The 16,435-nt window shown below is 66.2% G+C and carries 15 protein-coding genes and 2 pseudogenes; 11 read left to right on the top strand and 6 right to left on the bottom strand.

All coding sequences use genetic code 11. The features are described 5' to 3' along the window. Positions 1-171: 171 nt before the first annotated feature. Positions 172-354, bottom strand: coding sequence for a hypothetical protein (locus tag JIX56_RS20560; RefSeq protein ID WP_257542668.1), 183 nt, complete (start codon positions 352-354; stop codon positions 172-174). A gap of 201 nt (positions 355-555) precedes the next feature. On the opposite strand from JIX56_RS20560, the gene JIX56_RS20555 reads away from it, so the two are divergent. Then, positions 556-3,183 (top strand): sel1 repeat family protein, encoded by a 2,628-nt coding sequence (locus JIX56_RS20555; protein WP_257542667.1) that lies wholly within the window; start codon positions 556-558, stop codon positions 3,181-3,183. A gap of 57 nt (positions 3,184-3,240) precedes the next feature. Here JIX56_RS20555 and JIX56_RS20550 read toward each other — a convergent pair whose 3' ends face one another. Beyond that, entirely contained in the window at positions 3,241-3,591 is a 351-nt protein-coding gene (locus tag JIX56_RS20550; RefSeq protein WP_257542666.1) for a hypothetical protein, read from the bottom strand. On the opposite strand from JIX56_RS20550, the gene JIX56_RS20545 reads away from it, so the two are divergent. After that, positions 3,592-4,062: a hypothetical protein gene (locus tag JIX56_RS20545; RefSeq protein ID WP_257542665.1), complete on the top strand. Its 471-nt coding sequence runs from the start codon at positions 3,592-3,594 to the stop codon at positions 4,060-4,062. 155 nt (positions 4,063-4,217) lie between these two features. Here the strand turns inward: JIX56_RS20545 and JIX56_RS20540 are convergent, their stop codons facing one another. Together JIX56_RS20540 and JIX56_RS20535 are read right to left on the bottom strand one after the other, a co-directional pair. Continuing rightward, positions 4,218-5,441, bottom strand: coding sequence for an MFS transporter (locus tag JIX56_RS20540; protein ID WP_257542664.1), 1,224 nt, complete (start codon positions 5,439-5,441; stop codon positions 4,218-4,220). Positions 5,442-5,525: 84 nt separating this feature from the next. After that, entirely contained in the window at positions 5,526-6,128 is a 603-nt protein-coding gene (locus JIX56_RS20535; RefSeq protein ID WP_257542663.1) for a TetR/AcrR family transcriptional regulator, read from the bottom strand. 451 nt (positions 6,129-6,579) lie between these two features. Here JIX56_RS20535 and JIX56_RS20530 point away from each other — a divergent pair, with 451 nt between their 5' ends. The 6 genes and pseudogenes from JIX56_RS20530 to JIX56_RS20510 all read left to right on the top strand — a co-directional run bounded on the left by JIX56_RS20530 (position 6,580) and on the right by JIX56_RS20510 (position 9,269). Continuing rightward, positions 6,580-6,870 carry a hypothetical protein gene (locus JIX56_RS20530; protein ID WP_257542662.1) on the top strand — a complete coding sequence of 97 codons (291 nt, stop codon included), beginning with the start codon at positions 6,580-6,582 and terminating at the stop codon, positions 6,868-6,870. Beyond that, the gene (locus JIX56_RS20525; RefSeq protein WP_257542661.1) at positions 6,867-7,196 is read left to right on the top strand and encodes a hypothetical protein; all 330 of its coding nucleotides are present in this window, start codon (positions 6,867-6,869) and stop codon (positions 7,194-7,196) included. Before JIX56_RS20530 ends, JIX56_RS20525 begins: the two co-directional genes overlap by 4 nt. Further along, positions 7,193-7,699 carry a DUF2637 domain-containing protein gene (locus tag JIX56_RS48060; RefSeq protein ID WP_443031846.1) on the top strand — a complete coding sequence of 169 codons (507 nt, stop codon included), beginning with the start codon at positions 7,193-7,195 and terminating at the stop codon, positions 7,697-7,699. Before JIX56_RS20525 ends, JIX56_RS48060 begins: the two co-directional genes overlap by 4 nt. Then, positions 7,696-8,199 carry a hypothetical protein gene (locus JIX56_RS48055; RefSeq protein ID WP_443031845.1) on the top strand — a complete coding sequence of 168 codons (504 nt, stop codon included), beginning with the start codon at positions 7,696-7,698 and terminating at the stop codon, positions 8,197-8,199. The genes JIX56_RS48060 and JIX56_RS48055 overlap by 4 nt, the downstream gene beginning before the upstream one ends. Then, a pseudogene (locus tag JIX56_RS20515) lies at positions 8,196-8,525 on the top strand (GGDEF domain-containing protein); the annotation flags it as partial. The gene JIX56_RS48055 and the pseudogene JIX56_RS20515, both read left to right, overlap by 4 nt. 114 nt (positions 8,526-8,639) lie before the next feature. After that, complete coding sequence (locus JIX56_RS20510; RefSeq protein WP_198653008.1) at positions 8,640-9,269, top strand: class I SAM-dependent methyltransferase; 630 nt, start codon at positions 8,640-8,642, stop codon at positions 9,267-9,269. Positions 9,270-9,327: 58 nt separating this feature from the next. On the opposite strand, the gene JIX56_RS20505 is transcribed toward JIX56_RS20510, so the two are convergent. Both JIX56_RS20505 and JIX56_RS20500 read right to left on the bottom strand, forming a co-directional pair. Then, positions 9,328-11,571 carry a tyrosine-type recombinase/integrase gene (locus tag JIX56_RS20505; RefSeq protein ID WP_257542660.1) on the bottom strand — a complete coding sequence of 748 codons (2,244 nt, stop codon included), beginning with the start codon at positions 11,569-11,571 and terminating at the stop codon, positions 9,328-9,330. A 233-nt stretch (positions 11,572-11,804) separates the two neighbouring features. After that, positions 11,805-12,890 (bottom strand): tyrosine-type recombinase/integrase, encoded by a 1,086-nt coding sequence (locus JIX56_RS20500; RefSeq protein WP_257542659.1) that lies wholly within the window; start codon positions 12,888-12,890, stop codon positions 11,805-11,807. A 257-nt stretch (positions 12,891-13,147) separates the two neighbouring features. Between JIX56_RS20500 and JIX56_RS20495 the strand changes: the two are divergent. The 3 genes and pseudogenes from JIX56_RS20495 to JIX56_RS20485 all read left to right on the top strand — a co-directional run. Further along, positions 13,148-13,471: pseudogene (locus JIX56_RS20495) on the top strand (diguanylate cyclase domain-containing protein); the annotation flags it as partial. Further along, positions 13,443-13,850: an RRQRL motif-containing zinc-binding protein gene (locus tag JIX56_RS20490; protein ID WP_257542658.1), complete on the top strand. Its 408-nt coding sequence runs from the start codon at positions 13,443-13,445 to the stop codon at positions 13,848-13,850. The pseudogene JIX56_RS20495 and the gene JIX56_RS20490, both read left to right, overlap by 29 nt. Positions 13,851-14,105: 255 nt before the next feature. Further along, entirely contained in the window at positions 14,106-16,343 is a 2,238-nt protein-coding gene (locus tag JIX56_RS20485; protein ID WP_257542657.1) for a cell division protein FtsK, read from the top strand. Positions 16,344-16,435: the final 92 nt, after the last annotated feature.

Below are 16,435 nucleotides of genomic sequence, written 5' to 3'. Positions count from 1 at the left end.
TCCATTACCGTCCAGGACGGTCTTACTGCGACTGCTTCGTTTGGCCCCCTGTTTGGCCCCCGAAGCGCAGTTCCATCGTCGGCTCATCAGGGCCTCTTGAACACAAGAACTGTGCCGCGTACAGGCCATTCGCCGCGGAGCGACAGTCAGCCTGGGAGCACCCTGCTGTCCTCATCGGTAGGCGGATACCGCCGAGAGGAAGAGTGCCATCACACCCCCGAGCGCCCCACCCCCCACCAAGAGAGCGCTCGGCAGTGCCGTTCCTGCTCGGTAGGCGAGCAGACAGGCTGCCACTCCAACGTTGAGGGCCACTGACAGGGCCAGCAGCAACGCCAGCAGCTGAACCGTGATCACTCAGCATCTCCCTTTCTAGAGCGGGCTCACCGTGAGCCCTTCAGCACTCCGAAGGTCGCTGTAGCGGGCAGTGTCCAGCAGCCTTCTGCCCTGACTTGGACAGCAAGGCCACATCGATGCAGCTGAGCGGCTTAAGCTGCCCCTGTCCAAGGAGCCAGACCTGGACAGAGACGGCCAGCCGGCTGACAAGAGGAGGGGTCGGTGCCCAGCGAGGAGGAAGGCTCCGCGTTCCTTGCCGAAGTGCGCAATCTTGCAGTCCTCAGGAACGACAAGCTGGACGGTCGGCCCGCTGACAGGGCCCTGGCCAGGAGGGCGAATGTCTCTCCGACGACCGTCGGGCAGTGGTTGCGAGGGAAACGCTTCCCTCAACGGGTCGACGAGCTGTTGGTTGTCGTCGATGCCTTGCGTGAGGAAGCCCAGACGCGGGAGCTCCTCGGTGATCCCACGGTGGCCGCACTGCTTGATGAGCGTCACTGGCGTAACGCGCATCAAGCAGAAGCAGCGCAACGTGCGCGAAATACGCGCGATGATGTCAACCGGGCCCGCGCCCGTAGCATTCTTGCGGCTAACGCGGCAAAAGAGCGGTTTGCTGCTCTGCCGGATAAGCCGCGCCCCATGACGTCTTGGACCCCGCAGCAATTGGGTGTCCATCCGGCCGTTGGTGGTGAGCCAGGGAAAACGTCTAGTCGTTTCGCACTCCCGACGTATATCGAACGCCCGCATGACTCAGGTGTTCGCCAGCACCTCGCATTGCTCGCGGAAGGAGGAAATAAGGGTCTTGTTGTCATTAGGGGGAGTTCGTGCACTGGCAAAACCAGAACCGCATACGAGGCAGTTAAAGCCATCCTTTCCGAGTGGGATCTTGTTTTCCCTAAGGATGCGGATAGCTTACTAGCTGTCCTCGCTGCTGGCGCGTTCGAGTGCAACACGATTCTCTGGCTTAATGAAGCACAGAACTTCTTTTACGGAAAGTACGGTGAAGCTGCTGCCGCAGCATTGCGTAGACACCTTGAAGACCCTGGGCCCGCGCTAGTCATTGCGACAGTCTGGCCTGAGTATCACAAAGAGCTCACAGTGACTCCATCGCCGGGGCACGAGGACTCGCATCATCACGCCCGTGAGCTTCTTTCTCAGGAATTTAGAATTGAGGTGCCCGCCTCCTTCTCTGATGCTGCACTTGAGGAGGTTAGGGCGCGTGCGTCAGAAGACGCGTCACTGTCAGCGGTTCTCAGTACCGCCTCTGATAGCGTCACGCAATTCCTGGCTGCGGCTCCAAACTTGGTTGACCATTACGAACACCCCTCCGGGGTAAGTGGGCCATATGGAAAGGCCGTGATTACGGCCGCTATGGATGCCCGCCGTCTGGGAATATCCGAGCCGCTATCCTTGCATTTCTTAGAAGCTGCTACCCCCGCGTATCTGACGCCTGAAGAGCGCGCCTCGGCAGACCCGGCAACGTGGTTCACTGATGCTCTGGCGTACGCTCGTACGAAGATCAAGGGTGTGGCTGCTGCCCTGCAGGATGTTCCGAATGACAGTGGTATGGGTGCGCAGCCCGGTGTGGTCCGTCTAGCGGACTATCTGGATCAATATGCTCGGGACGTTCGGAAATACCTTGTTCCGCCACAGGGGTTCTGGAACGCTGCGAGAGAAACGCTTGAGTCGGTCGAAGAGTTGATGTCGATTGCTGCCTCTGCGCGGGATCGATGGCGGAAAAGGGTTGCCGCCGATTTGTACAATAAGGCGGCAGAATTCGGTAGCACAGAGGCGCTTAGGTGGTTGGCGTTTCTGCGGGAGCAAGCAGAAGACCTTGAATCCAGGGAGCGTCTTACACTCGCTGCGGTGAAAGCTGGAGATGTCTTTGCGCTACGCGACGCGGCAAGATGGTGTGAGCATAACGGCGACCATGCTGAGGCCATGCGATTTGCGGAGGAGGCTGCAACTGCCGGTTACCCAACTGCTCTGTGGGAGGTAGCCAGGATATGCAAAGGGAAGGGTGACCTGAACGAGGCTGAGCGCATTTTTTGGCTGGCCGCCGAGGCGGGAAGCCCTGATGCGGTGACGGACTTGCTCAGGTTGAAAGTGAAGCTCGGAACTGCTGGTGAGGTTGACGAGCTGATTTCTGTTTTGGTAGAGACACAAGACGATGAGGCGCTTTTTACTTTGGGGCTGGAGAGTCGCGAAAAAGGAGACTTCGAGACAGCCGAGCGATTTTTCAGGCTGGCGTCTGAGATGGGTGACGTTTTTTCGTTTGTCGAACTTGGCGTAATGCGTAAGCTGGCTGGCCAGCGCGAGGAGGCCAAGCAGATATTCCAGCAAGCGGCTGAGCACATTGACTCGTACGCTCTAAGAGAGCTTGCTGCGCTTGAAGAGGAAGACGGGAATCTAGAGAAAGCTGAGAGCCTATATCTAGAGGTGCTGAGCCACGGGGATGAGGAAGCGGTTTGGTATGTAGCGCGAATGTATGAAAGGTGCGGTGATGCGGAGCGCGCCGAAATGCTAGCTAAGGAATCGGCTGATCAAGGCAACTTCTTCGCCATTTCACAGCTTGCAGAGCACCTGCTAGCCAATGATAGCGCTGATCGGGCTAATGACCTTCTTCGCTACGCGATTGAGCAGGCCGGTGCCACGGCATCCACATCGCTATTGCTTACGTTAATGACCTCAAGGCTATCCGGGGAAACTCAAGCATACGTGCGGCAAGCTGTTGATGGAGGTGATAGCTATTTGCTCATTGAGTTTGCTCGTAACATGGGATCGGTAGAGCCATGGCCGCAGATTCTCAAGTTCGGACTTGAACCTGATGGAAGTGTCGCTTCGCCTTGGTGACGAATTTTTGCCCCGGGTGTTGATTGTCGCCGACTATTTTGACAATTTCTTTCCTGGCTACTGTGGCAAGAATCCGGGTTTCTCCTGGCCGAGTGCCTGAAGCCGTGCAAGGTATTCCTCAGCCGCGGGCTCACCTACATAGCGACGCTTCATCTCGGCAGCGAGTTCGCGGCTCGTCATGATGAGCGACGGCACCGACCTTCGGTCACCTTCGAGTGCCCGCTCCCCCATGGTGAGAGCCTGTTCCAAGTCGCCCTCACGGGCCGCGGTCACGCCCAGCGTGACGCGCGCTTCCGCGTTGCGCATCGGCGAGCGCTCGGTGCCGTCGAAGTCTGCCCCTGTCCTCAGCACTTCTTCGGCGAGCGTACGCGCGAGCTTGTCTTCGCCAACGAGGCGGTAGCAGTCCATTTGATCAGGACCTACCGCGGTTTCCTCGACCGTCGCCGCGCGGCGCGTCCCCAGGAGGAATACCGGGAGCCCACGCCGCAGGAGTGGCGCGACTTCCAGCAGCACTTCGAACTCCGCAAGGTCTCGCTCGGCACCTGCGGGCGTCCCTACGGAACCCCCTGCAAGCACGAGCACGCCTGCATCCGCTGCCCGGTCCTCCAGATGGACCCCCGCCAGAAGCCCCGCCTCATCGAGATCATCCAGAACCTCCGCGAACGCATCCGCGAGGCCCGCGCCAACGGCTGGCTCGGCGAGGTTGAGGGACTTCAGGTCAGCTTCGACGCTGCGATGGCCAAGCTCAACAGCCTCAAGAACACTTCCACCGACGGACGCCCTCAACTGGTCGACCTCGGAATGCCCGTCATCACCGACCCCGCACCCCCGCCAGGAACAGGAGACCCCGGACGGCACCCCGCTCCCGCCGACCGCTGACCGCGTCGAGGACGTCCGCGAGCGGCTCCGCGACCCGGCCGCCGCCCGCGACGTCCTCGACCTCGACGGCTTCCACCCTCATGCCCAGGAGGTCGCTACGAGTGCGAGGCCGAGCATTTCGTTGCTTTCACTGACGTTGCCGCAGCCGTCATCTGCTATCGCTTCCTTGCCGACTGATCAGCGGGTGCAAACTCGTTCCCTTCGTCGGGCAGGGCAGACAAGGGGGCGGGGCCGGTAGCCAGGGTGGTGCGGCGGGCGAGATCGGGCAGGACGGTGGCCAGGCCGACCAGCGCCAAGACAGCGCCGAGCCAGAGCGGAGCGCGCAGCCCCCAGGTGTCGATCACCACGGCGCCGATGGAGGAGCCGAGGATGATGCCGAGGGTGATGAAGGAGGAGTGCACGGTGTTGACCAGGGGGCCTGCGTTGCCGGTGTGCTGGACGCGGGTCACCATGGCCGGGTTCATGGTGACGCCGACCAGGCCGATGCCCATCATGCAGATGACGGCCGGGGCGGGTACGTCGGCGAGGAGGGCGAAGCCGGTCAGGAACAGCGTGTTGAGGACGAGGCCGACGGCAAGGACCGGGACGGTGTGCCCGTCGGCGAAACGACCGACGACGTTGTTGCCTATGACGGTGGCGGCGCCGTAGGCGACGAGAAGCAGGGGGACGGTGCCGGTGGAGAAGCCGGTGACGTCGGTGAGGATGGGGTTGAAGTAGCTGAAGGCGGAGAAGGTGGCGCCGATGATCAGTGTGCTGCTGGACAGCACCAGCCACATCTTGGGCTTCTTGAAGACGCCGACCTCCTGGCGCAAGCCGCCGCTGCTCGCCGCGCGTTCGATGCGGGGCACGCCGAACAGGGTGGTCCCGGCCGCCACCACGGTGATCAGGGTGATCGTCCAGAACGCGGCGCGCCAGCCGAAACGCTCGCCGACCAGCGTGGAGATGGGCAGCCCGAGCAGGGTGCCGAGCATGAGGCCGTTCATCACGACGGCGATCGCGCGGCCCCGGATCTCCGGGCGGGTGATCTGGGCGCACATCGAGATGCCCACGCCGAAGAACGCCTGGGAGGCGATGCCGGCGATGATCCGCGCGGCCATCATCGTGCCGTAGCCGGTCGCGGTGGCGGCCAGTACGTTGCCGGCGAGGAAGATGACGAATAGCACCATCAGTGCCGTACGTGGTGGGAACTTCATCAGGGCCACGGTCAGGAACGGGCCGCCGGCGGCCATGGCCACCGCGAAGGCGGTGATGAGGTAGCCGATCTGAGGGATGGTCGCGTCCAGTCCTTCGGCCATCTGCGGCATCAGCCCGGCGACCACGAACTCACTGGTCACCATGGCGAAGATGCCGAGTGCCAGGACGTATACGGCACGAGGCACGTTCGATCTCCTTCGAGGTCAGTTATGTATTGAACGGTCCAAAACGTGGGCAGGCGTGGACGCGGCCCCCGGTGGCGTGCGCCGTCAGCCGGTGAGTGCGTCCATGGTGATTTCGGCGATCGACTCCAGTGCGGCCCGGTCGGCGCCGCCCTGACTGGAGATGCGCATGCCGCCGATCGCCGCGTTGACGAAGCGGGCAAGCGCTCCGGCGTCGCGAGGAGAGGTGATGCTGCCTTCCCGCTGCCCCTCCTGGAGCACCGCGCGCAGTGCCGTCAGTCGACGCCGTGTGTCGCGGTCCAGCATTTCCGCTGCCCGCGGGTCCCGGGCGACCAACTCGACCGTGGTGTTCACGGTCAGACAGCCGAGGCCACGTCCGCCCGTCCGATGGTCCGTCTCCGTCTCGCCGTCGACGACCATGGCGAACAGGGTGCGCAGCCGGTCGGCGGCGCTGTGTCGGGTGTCCTCCAGGACGGCCAGCTGGGCAGTCGTCATGGAGTCGATGTAGCGGGCCAGTACGCGCTCGAAGAGATCGTGCTTGCTCTTGAATGTGTTGTAAATGCTGCTGCGTCCCAGTCCTGTGGCGTCACACAAGTCCTGTGTGGAGGTGGCCTCGTAGCCCTTCTCCCAGAACGTGCGCATCGCCGCATCCAGGGCACCTTCCTCGTCGAACGTCCTCGGTCGGGCCATGGCGCGACCTTAGCCGTTTTGGACTGCCCGTTGCAATACTCTTTTGGAGGCCCACTCCTACCGCGACCTTGAAGCCTTTACGGCGTGGTCGGTGCCGGAGGAGCACATCTGGCCGTCAGTCCAAGGCTGTCCGTGACAACCAACACCGACTGCGGCGTACCACCAAACGCAACAGCTCGTAGTCCGGAAAAGCGCGCCCACCTTCGCCCGTGCCCTCGCCGACCGGCTCACCGCGGCCGGGCACACGGTCACGGTCCACCACCGCGACTTGGACAAGCCCGTCGTCCAGCGCTGAGCGCACGTTCGCCCCGATGGTCGCAGGCCGGGTTCGACTCCTGGTCGGGGCGCTTTCCCCTGCCGCGCTGCGGCTCGGGTTCTTCCGGAGCAGTCGCCGTCTCACCAAACGCCTGCGGCTCTCCGGCTCCGTGTCCCTCCCACTTCAGGAGCTGTCATGCGTACGTACATCGGCCACCAACAGGCCATCTCTGCCGCGGACTTCGCGGAGCTGGCGCTCGGCACCCCGGTTGAGCTGTGGCTCGGGGTCGAGGGCGAGACGGACGAAGAGCGCGCGGCCCGCGAGGACGCGGCGCGCGACATCCTCGCCGACAACCCCGACCTTCCCGACGACCTGATCCGCATCGCTGCGCAGGTCATCGAGGAGAACCCGGACCTGTTCGACGTCATCCCCCTGATCCGCCCCGCCCGGCGCCGCCGCGCGGCACGCAAGGGGGTGGCGGCATGAGTGACGCGCTGACGCTGGACGATCTCGCCGTGCCCCTGCGCGCGCTGCGCCTACTGGCCGCGGACTTCGGGCACCTGTCGGCACCGTCGGTGCAGGTGTCCACCGTCTACCCGGAGCGGTTGGAGCTGACGTTCTACGACGACCTGCCGGGCTTCGAGGCGTGGCGGGAGGCCCTGGGGATCGCCCCGGACGCTGTGACCTACCGCGAGCAGAGCGACGGCCGGACGCGAGTCCTGCGCACGACCGTCGACTACGCGGGCCCGGTGGTCCGTCTGACTGGCTACGCGGACATCGTCGCCCCGGTGTTGGTCGGGGGTGCGGCATGACGACCGTGCAGACCATCGAGTCGTCGGCCGTGCCGCCGCTGACCCGCCCGGAGATGGGGCTCGCCGGAGTCGGCGCGCTCGCCGCGGCCGGAGTCGGCGCGCTCGGCCTGATCTCCTCGTTCGACGCCGTCTCCGAGGCTGCGGCCCGCTGGGGGTTCGGCGAGCCGTGGATGCTGCCGGTTGGTATCGACGTGGCCATTCCGGTGTTCACCGTGGCCAACCTGCTGTTGATCCGCATGGATATGGCGCTCGCGTGGGTGCGGTTCGTGCCCTGGGTGCTCACGCTGATCACGTGCGGGCTGAACATCGCGGCCGGTCATTCCCTGTCGGCCAAGGTCGCGCACGGCACGATGCCGCTGCTGTGGGTCGTGTTCTCCGAGATCGGCGCGCACATCTACGCCGTGCGGATCGGCGCGGCCACCGGCCGCCGCATGGAGAAGATTCGGTTCTCCCGCTGGCTGCTCGCCTTCCCCTCCACCTTCGCCCTGTGTGGCGCCGCATGACGCTGTGGGAGGTCACCTCGTACTCCGAGGCGCTGACGCTGGAGAAGGAACGACAGTTGGCCCGCGCGGACCTGCGCGAGCGCTACGGCCGCAAGTGGCGGACGAAGACCCCGCGGCGCGAGCGCGTGATGCTGCGCATGGGCGACCTGGCCCCTGCCACCGAGCAGGAGACGCCCGCACCGCCCCCGGTAGAGAATCCGCCGGCGCCCCCGGTCGACGCCAAGCCGCGCCCGCGCCGCCGGGCACCCGCCAAGGGCAAGGCCAAGGCACAGCGCACCTTCGAGGAGCTGCTGACCGAGGCGCGCGCGGTCACCTCTGAGTGGCCGGACGCTGACTTGACCGCGGATCGCATCCGCACGGCGGTCCACGTCTCGCAGGCCAACGCCCGCACACTGCGCGACACCCTTAAGAGCGAGCGCGCCGACGGCCGTCCGCTGCACGCCGTCACCGCTCCCGACGCCACGGCGGCCGGCGACAGTGTCGAGGGGGTGGCCGCGTGAACACCCTGGCCACGGTCCTGCTGTCCGCGCTGCCCCTGGCCGCTGGTTGGGTGGTGCATGTGTGGTGGCTGCGAGGCTGCCTCAACACCGCCCGGCGTGACCCGCTCACCGGGTTACGCACCCGCGATGGCTTCACCCACCGCGCCACAGCCCTGCTCAGGGACCCGCGCGCGGTCGTGGTACTCGCCGACGTCGACAAGTTCAAGCACATCAACGACACCTACGGGCACGCGGCCGGGGACGCCTTGTTGAAGGCGACCGCCGACCGGCTCGCCCACCACGTCGGCCGGTCCGGGGTCGCGGGGCGGCTCGGGGGCGATGAGTTCTTCTCTGAACTAGCGAGAGCGTTCCGTGATCAGGTGACGGGACGATCAGTCCTGAGGAAACCGGTGTGGGGCCGGAGAACGGTGGCGAACGGCGCGGGTGTTAGTTTCCTTCCCGTGTTAGGACACCAGGACGAGACGAGGGCGGCCTATGACGGGGTCGTCGATCTGTACGCGTCGATGTTCGCCAATGGGCTGGAGACGCACCCGTTCGCGCGGAACATGATCGGCACTTTCGCCGAGCTCGTGCGTGGCACGGGGAACCTGCGGGTAGCCGACGTCGGGTGCGGCCCCGGTCATGTGACGGCGATGCTGCATGACTTGGGGCTGGACGCTTTCGGGCTCGACCTCTCCCCGGCGATGGTCGCCCACGCCCGGCGGGCCCATCCGGCGCTGCGGTTCGATGAGGCGCGGATGGAGGCCCTGCCGGTCGAGGACGGTGCGCTCGGCGGAGTGCTGGCCCACTACTCGATGATCCATACCCCACCTGGAGAATTGCCCGCGCTGCTCGCCGAGCAGGTGCGTGTCCTGGCACCAGGGGGCCTGCTCTTGGTGTCCTTCTTCGGGACCGAGGGACCGGAGCCGGTCCGCTTCGACCACAAGGTGACGCCCGCCTATAGCTGGCCGGCGGACCGGTTCGCCGAGCTGCTCGCCGAGGCCGGACTCGTCACGTTCGCCCGGCTGCTCCACGACCCAGCGTCCGAGCGGGGCTTCCTCGACACCCATTTGCTGGCCCGCCGCCTGTAGGGCGTGGCTCGTGGCCTGGATCGGGGTGGTGTAGATCATCCGCGTGGATGAGGCTCCGCTAACTTGAAGGTCCTTTTGCCGTACTGATTCGTGTCGCGATCTGGCTGAAGCGCGGCATGCCGAGATCGATCACTTGGCGTTGACGGACTTGCTCTGCATCGAGCTGGGTGAGCTTCTCCTCTGCGCTGGCGAGGCTGACTCGGAGTCCTTCGATCTCACCGAGCCATCCCTCCTGTTCGGCTTCGGTGATTCGGGCGATCAGGTTGTCGCGAATCTCGACGAGGCGGTGTCTCTGAGCCGGATCCGGTCGGAGCATGGAGCATCGAATACAAGCGTGTTCGTGGATGCATGGAGTGCCGAATGCGCGAGCGCAGATCCCGATGGACAGTTTGCGTCGCTCGAAATGCCCGAGGAAGGCGTCCCACTCCTCGTTGGTTGGGGTTCGGTACTCCTCGCTGGGACGCAGCGCTCGGCGCCGCGCGATGAACGCGCGATGCGCCTCGATCGCCTCGCTGGGGTAGATGGCGTTGTACCCCATGGTCGTGTTGATGTTGGTGTGCCCGGCGATGACCTGCGCGATGTGCGGGGGAAGGCCGCTGCGGATGGCGTCGGTGATGAAGATCCGCCGGAAGTCATGGGGCGAGAAATCCAAGGGCTGTCCGGCCGAGTCGGTGAGGTTCGTAGACGCCAGTACTTCTTGGAGCGCTTCGCGCAAGAACTTCGGGGAGAGGCGGGAGCTCTCGCCGCTGCGGCACCATTGGAAGAGCAGTGGCATCTGCGGGTTCCAGGTCTTCTCAGCCATGTCATAGCTGGAGACGTAGGGGACGGCACCGGTGCGCGAGTCGCGAACACGGGCGATGATCGCGCTCAGTACGTCGGCGAGTTCTGGGCTGACCAGGATGACTCGTTCCTCGTCGGTTTTGGAGGGCGCGATCTGCAGGAGGGGGACGATCTCGCCGGTCGTGGGCAGCCTGTATTGGATCAGGCTGTGATGGCTGGCCTCCAGCATTTCCTCGATGCGGACCCCGGTGTGCTGAAGAAACTCGACCATTGCCCAGGCCCAGAACGCGCGGCTTTCCGCGAGGGCCAGGTCGATGCGCCGGCCGGTGGCCATGTTCACCGCCCAGGTCGTTCCGTCCTTCGCTGCTCGCGCGAAGGTGTCGCCCGCGAAGGTGAAATGGTCGCCTGGCGGGGTGTCCATCAGCGCCTGGAGTCGGGCTTTGGCCTCGTTCAGGCATGATGAAGCCGCTCGGGCGACGGCAGGCAGAGCCGGGAGCCGTTCCCGCGTCCGGTGGTCCATCCGGGCTTTGCGCCGCTTGTTGTCCTTCACGACGGCGACATCCGCGTCCTTGATCGGGCTCGGCACCGCCCAGGGCCCCCAGCGCGCCGGCTCGTCGATGGCCCACTGGGCGATGTCGAGATAGAACGCCCGCACAGAGATCATGATGCTGGCGACGTTGACGCGCGCGGTCACCACTTCACGCACTGTGCCGTCTGGCTGGCGGCGCCGTTCGATGCGGGTCCGGCATCTCTGCTTCCAGGCCGCGCTCACCTCGGGTGCCAGGTGGAGAGAGTCGATTCCCGGATGATGCTGTTCCAGGTCGCCCCAGAAGTTGCTGGCCAAGTGCCGGGATAAATTGTTCAGGGACGTGTAGTCGAGACCGGGCTGCCGCTCTTTGAGGTAGTCCACCAAAAGATCTCTGATGGGGCGGCAGCGGACGCCGAATCGGTCGATGAGCTGTTCCATCGATACCTGCCCACTGGTGTTGGCCAGGTAGCGCAGCGAGCTGGGTGCTTCTGCAGGGAGGGTGCCCAACTCCCTCAGCCAGGCATAGAAGAGGGTGTAGCCGCGGGATTTGTCGTTCGCTGCTTTGAGCGCGGCGAGATACTCCACTGCGTCGCCGACGGTGATGTCGGCCAAGGTGCCGCCCTTGGCGGCAACGATCTTGACCAGCGCGTGCAGGGCATGGCGCCCGACGTTGGAGGACCATGTAGCAGGTTCGATCATCGCTTCAAGCTGGGAGAATCCTTCCGGATCACGGGTAGGGATGAGCCCGATCCGCAGGCTGGTCATGTTGGCCGAGGTTCGCGAAAGCAGCCAGGGGAGGGCTGGCCTGATGACGTCTGCACAGATCAAACTCAGTAGCCCGCCGGACAAGGTCTGCCGTTGCGAGGGGCCCGCGGCGGTTCCGATCCAGCCGGGTGCCAACCGCGCCCAGTCGTTGCCAGGACGTGTGCTGGCGGGGCTGGCGTTCCACCGCTGCTGCCAGGTGGCCCCGGAGAAGGTGTCCAGCCACTGCAAGATTTGGCGAGCTCCGCGGATCCGGGCTCGGTGGTGCCTCACGTCCGCCGGCCGCAAGGGAGGCTGCTGCAGACGAGCCAGGATGTCGGCCTGCGTGCCTGCCGTGGCCGCCCAGTCGTCCGCGGCAGGTCTGGGCGGGAAGCGCAGGGCGACGGCCCTCAATGCTTCTCCGGCCAGGCTCAGGGACGTGGGAGGTGCGACATGCGTGGCGACGGACATCGTCTCTGCAGGTGTCACCAGGCAGTCCCGAAGAGGTTGTTGAGGGATTCAGGGTTGTAACCGGCCGCCGGTGGCGGTGGAACCCGCTCGGCGGACTTGGCCCGTCGGGCATGGTGTGCTCGAACGTGTTCGATCACCTCGTCCCGGTCGGCCGGCAGATAGAGCTGTGTCGTCGACAGGTGTGCATGGCCGAGCACCCACTGCACGTCGGTCAGTGGCATCTTCGGATCCCTCGCCAGCCGATAGGCGGCGGTGTGTCGAAGATCGTGGAGAGTCCAGTTTGTACCGAGCAAGCTGTTGGCCCGGTTGAACATCGCACGGGCCGCCGGATAGTTCAGGGGACGCCACGGACGGCGTAACGTCCACCACAGCCCCTCGCTCTGTCCGCGGGGGACCCCCGCCCGCCAGGCGCTCTCCTGATAGAGCCGTAGCCAGACGAAAGCGTCGGCTGAGCAGGGGAGTTGTTGATAGGCCCGGCTCCCCTTGCGGACCACCCCCAGGACCTGTTGGCCGGGCAGCGCGTCGCGTTGCCGACTGGTGAGCAGTTCCTCAGCACGAGCCCCGTTGGAGACCCAAAACGCCAGCAGAGCTCGATCACGGTCGTGCTTCAGCGCGGCGAAGAGCGCGTTGAACATCGCGTCGGGGATCCGCCGAGGCGCTCGCTTGGGGATGGCCGGCCGGTAGCGGCCCTGTCGTTCGTGGCGAAACCGCTCGTCAGGGTTGTGGTGAGCGTGTGCCCTGCCACGGCGCCGGGAGCGATCCAGTGGAAACGGGTTCAGGATCGGGCCGGTTCCCTCGGAGAGGTGGAAGTCGTAGAAGGCCCGCAGGACGGTCTCGCAGTGCGCTCGCGTTGTCGGCGCGTATCTCGGCCCTGGGGACGACTTTCCTGTGATCGGATTGGGGGCTCCGGGCGGCAGCTGCTCTCGTACTGGCTTTGGTGTTGTCTCCGTCTGGATGGCCCGTCGGTGGCGCCAGTGCAGCGGTGCGAACTTGTTCGCGATCTGCATCCAGCGGGCGAAGTCCCGAGCGTCCGACCGGCCTGCACGATCCCAGGCAATCCCCCAGCCCCACAGGAAGCGCCACCAACGCAGCAGATCCATTCCGTATGACCGGATCGTGGCTGCTGACTTGTCACAAACAGCAGCTCCGCGAAGAAGGCGGCCACAGGTTCGATCTCGACACCGTCCGCGTCCAGGAGGACAAACGGTCTCCATCGATCTCCTGTCTCCGCCAGCTGTCCAGCCTCGGGCAGCACGAAGCTTGCTAACTCCCTCTCGGGTTCCCGTCCAAGCATCCACGGAAGCTAGCAGAAAGGCTATCTGACCTGCGAAAATGTTGGAGTTAGTTCAGTCAACGGTTCGCCGCCGTGGTCATCGACGACCACGGCACCGCCGGGGACCTGCTCGCCGTGCTGCACGGCGTGCTCGCCCGGCCGGTCGACGGCCAGGACCCGGCCGTACGCACTACGGTCTCGCTCGGCTGGGTGCGCGCCGCCGACTTCCCCGCCGATGACCTGTCCGGGCTGCTGCAGCGGGCGGATGAGGCGATGTATGCGGCCAAACAGGCCCGCGCCGGAACTCGTGGCGCCGGGCTCGGCCGGCTGTTCGCCACCGTCGCCGGACGCCGTGCCGGCCGAACCGGCGCCCGCAAGGATGCCCCGATCGTCGGGGTGGCCGCCTGATGTCCCGGCCTACGGCAAGTGCTACGACCCGACCGGCAGCCAGTTCGGTATCCCCACCTACCCGTGGCGCTACGCCCCCGACGGGCTTGCCACGCGCCGCCAACTGCGCGCCCGTGGCTTACGTCCGGGCGGTCAGCCGATCGCGGCTCAGGTGCTGCGTCCGCGCTACCGGCGCGGACCGCTGGTCGCCTACCTCTACCGCGTCGACCGCGCCAAGCCCGTCCGGCCGATGACGCCCGGCAAGCGGGCCGCGCTCGCCAAGGCGATGTGCGCCCGCCGCACCTGCCCGCAGTGCCGCACCGACGCGGGATACGTCATCCCCACCTCGCTCGGCATGTGCGTGCCCTGCGCCTACCCCGAGGAACAGCGCGCTGCCTGACCTACAGGCTGTCGAAGAAGTTCAGGACAGCTTCCAGGATCCGGTTTCTACGCCGGTGTGACTTGCTGCAAAAACGCCGTCTGCGCCAGCGACTTCGCGGCTGTTGCACCGGCCTGCCGCACCACCTGCACGGCCGTGTCCTGACCTGAGATTCCCCCATGCCGCACACCGTAGCGGCGCCCCGCGGGGTCCGGTCGCCCACCTCCTACAGCGACGGCCGGACCCCGCCTTTCCTCCCCTTGGAAGGGACCTTCAGTGAAGCACCCCGACGACGACAACGAACTCTTCAACCGACTCGAAGCAGAGCTGAACACCGACCGCGCTGCCGACTCGGGTGGCGAGGTAGTCGACCTCGACAAGGCACGGTCGGCCCGCGAGCAGTCGGCCGACCCGACCGCCCGACCCGACTCCGACCGGTCGGCCGACTCCGCGCCGGAGCGGTCGGGCACCGAGTCGGGCGACCCGACCGCACGCGTGATGGTCGACCTGCCGACTGCCAAGGCGACCGGTCCGGGCTACCTCGGTCGGCTGCTCGCCGCGCAGCGCCGCCCGGTCGTTCCCGCGTGGCTGAAGTCCGTGGCGGAGCTGAAGACCGCCACGGCGTGGGTGGCACGCCACTACGCCCACTCGGTCGGCTATCACGCGCTGCGCTCGCCGGTCTACGCCGCACGGCTCACGCTTCAGGCGCCGTCCGGTGCCGCCAAGTTCGTGGGCGGCACCATGCGGTGGATGGCCGACCGCGAGGGCGAGCCGGTCCGACTCGCCGCCGTGAGGCGTGAGGACGCGGCCGAGTACCTGAAGCTGTCACGGCAGCGCGACGGACGGGTCCGACTGCGCACCCTCGTGACCGTGCTCGCGATGTTCATCGGGCTCGGCTCCGCGCTCGCCATCTACGTGCTCGCCCCTGCCTGGCTTCAGGCGGTGTCGGTGGGCGCGGTCGGGATGGCGCTCGGGTTCGCCGGCCGCCGGGCGGATGCTCCGGTCATCCACCGCGCGGTGGAGTTGCCCAAGGCTGTCAAGCTCACCAGTGACATCGTGCTGCGGGCGCTCGGCTCGCTCGGCATCCCCGCCATCAACCAGGCGCAGGGCAAGGGCCGCGACGGCTTCGAGTTCACCGCGCCCATCACACGGGACGGTCCGGGCTGGCGCGCGGAGGGCAACCTCCCGTACGGCGTGACGGTCACGGACGTGATCGAGCGGCGTGACCGGCTCGCGTCCGGTCTGCGCCGCCCGCTGGGGTGTGTGTGGCCTGAGGCGGTGCCGAACGAGCACACCGGTCATCTCGTGCTGTGGGTCGGCGATCAGGACATGTCGACGTCCCGCAAGCCCAAGTGGCCGCTGATGAACAGCGGCAGCGTCAACCTGTTCAAGCCCGTCGCCTACGGCACCGACCAGCGCGGACGCTGGGTAGAGGTCACCCTGATGTACATCGCGGGCATCATCGGCGCCATCCCGCGCATGGGCAAGACCTTCCTGCTCCGCCTGCTCCTGCTCATCGCCGCGCTGGACCCGCGCGCCGAGCTGCACACCTACGACATGAAGGGCACCGGCGACCTGGACCCGGTCGGCAACGCCGTCTCGCACCGGCACGCCGCGGGCGACGATGACGACGCCATCGAGTACGCGCTGAACGACTTCCGGGCGCTGCGCGAGGAACTGCGCCGCCGCACCAAGGTGATCCGCTCGCTTCCGCGGGACATCTGCCCGGAGTCGAAGGTGACCAGCGAACTCGCCGACAAGCGCTCCCTTGGGCTGCACCCCATCGTGATCGGGGTGGACGAGTGCCAGGTGCTGTTCGAGCACCCCAAGCACAAGGACGAGTTCGAGGAGATCGCAACAGACCTGGTCAAGCGCGGTCCGGCCACCGGCATCGTGCTGCTGCTCGCCACACAGCGCCCGGACGCCAAGGCATTGCCCACGGGCATCTCCGCGAACGCGTCGGCGCGTTGGTGCCTGAAGGTCATGGGGCAGTTGGAGAACGACATGGTGCTCGGCACGTCCGCGTACAAGCGCGGCGTGCGCGCCACCATGTTCGCCTGGGGCGACAAGGGCATCCACTACTTCGTGAGTGAAGGCTCCGACGCCCGGATCGTGGGCTCGGTGTACGTGGACGGACCCGGAGCCGACAGCATCGCCGCCCGCGCCCGCAAGGCACGCGAAGACGCGGGCACCCTGTCCGGTCACGCGCTGGGGGAGGAGCCGGAGACGGCCGCGAGCGCGTACGACCTGCTCGCCGACATCCTCGCCGTGATCCCCGTCAAGGAGACCAAGGTGTGGTCGGAAACCGTCGTCGCGCGGCTCGCCGAACTGCGCCCCGAGGTCTACGACGGCTGGGAGCCCGAGACACTCGCCGCGGCCCTGAAGCCGCAGGGTCTGTCCACGATCCAGGTGGGTCGCCGGGTGGACGGCAAGGTCGTCAACCGGCGCGGTGTCGACCGCTCCCACATCACGGCCGCGATTGCGGAGCGTGACGGAAAGCGGGACGCGGGCTGACCGTCTCGGGCCGCTAGCGCTAGCGGCACCCCCCGCTAGCGTTAGCGGCTCGCTTAGCGCGCCAAACCAGCTCTGATCAGGTCGCTAGCGCA

It is taken from the genome of Streptomyces sp. CA-210063 (genome assembly GCF_024612015.1).
GTDB lineage: Bacteria > Actinomycetota > Actinomycetes > Streptomycetales > Streptomycetaceae > Streptomyces.
The sequence above is the reverse complement of the archived record's forward strand: the minus strand, read 5'-3'. Positions and strand labels throughout refer to the sequence as shown.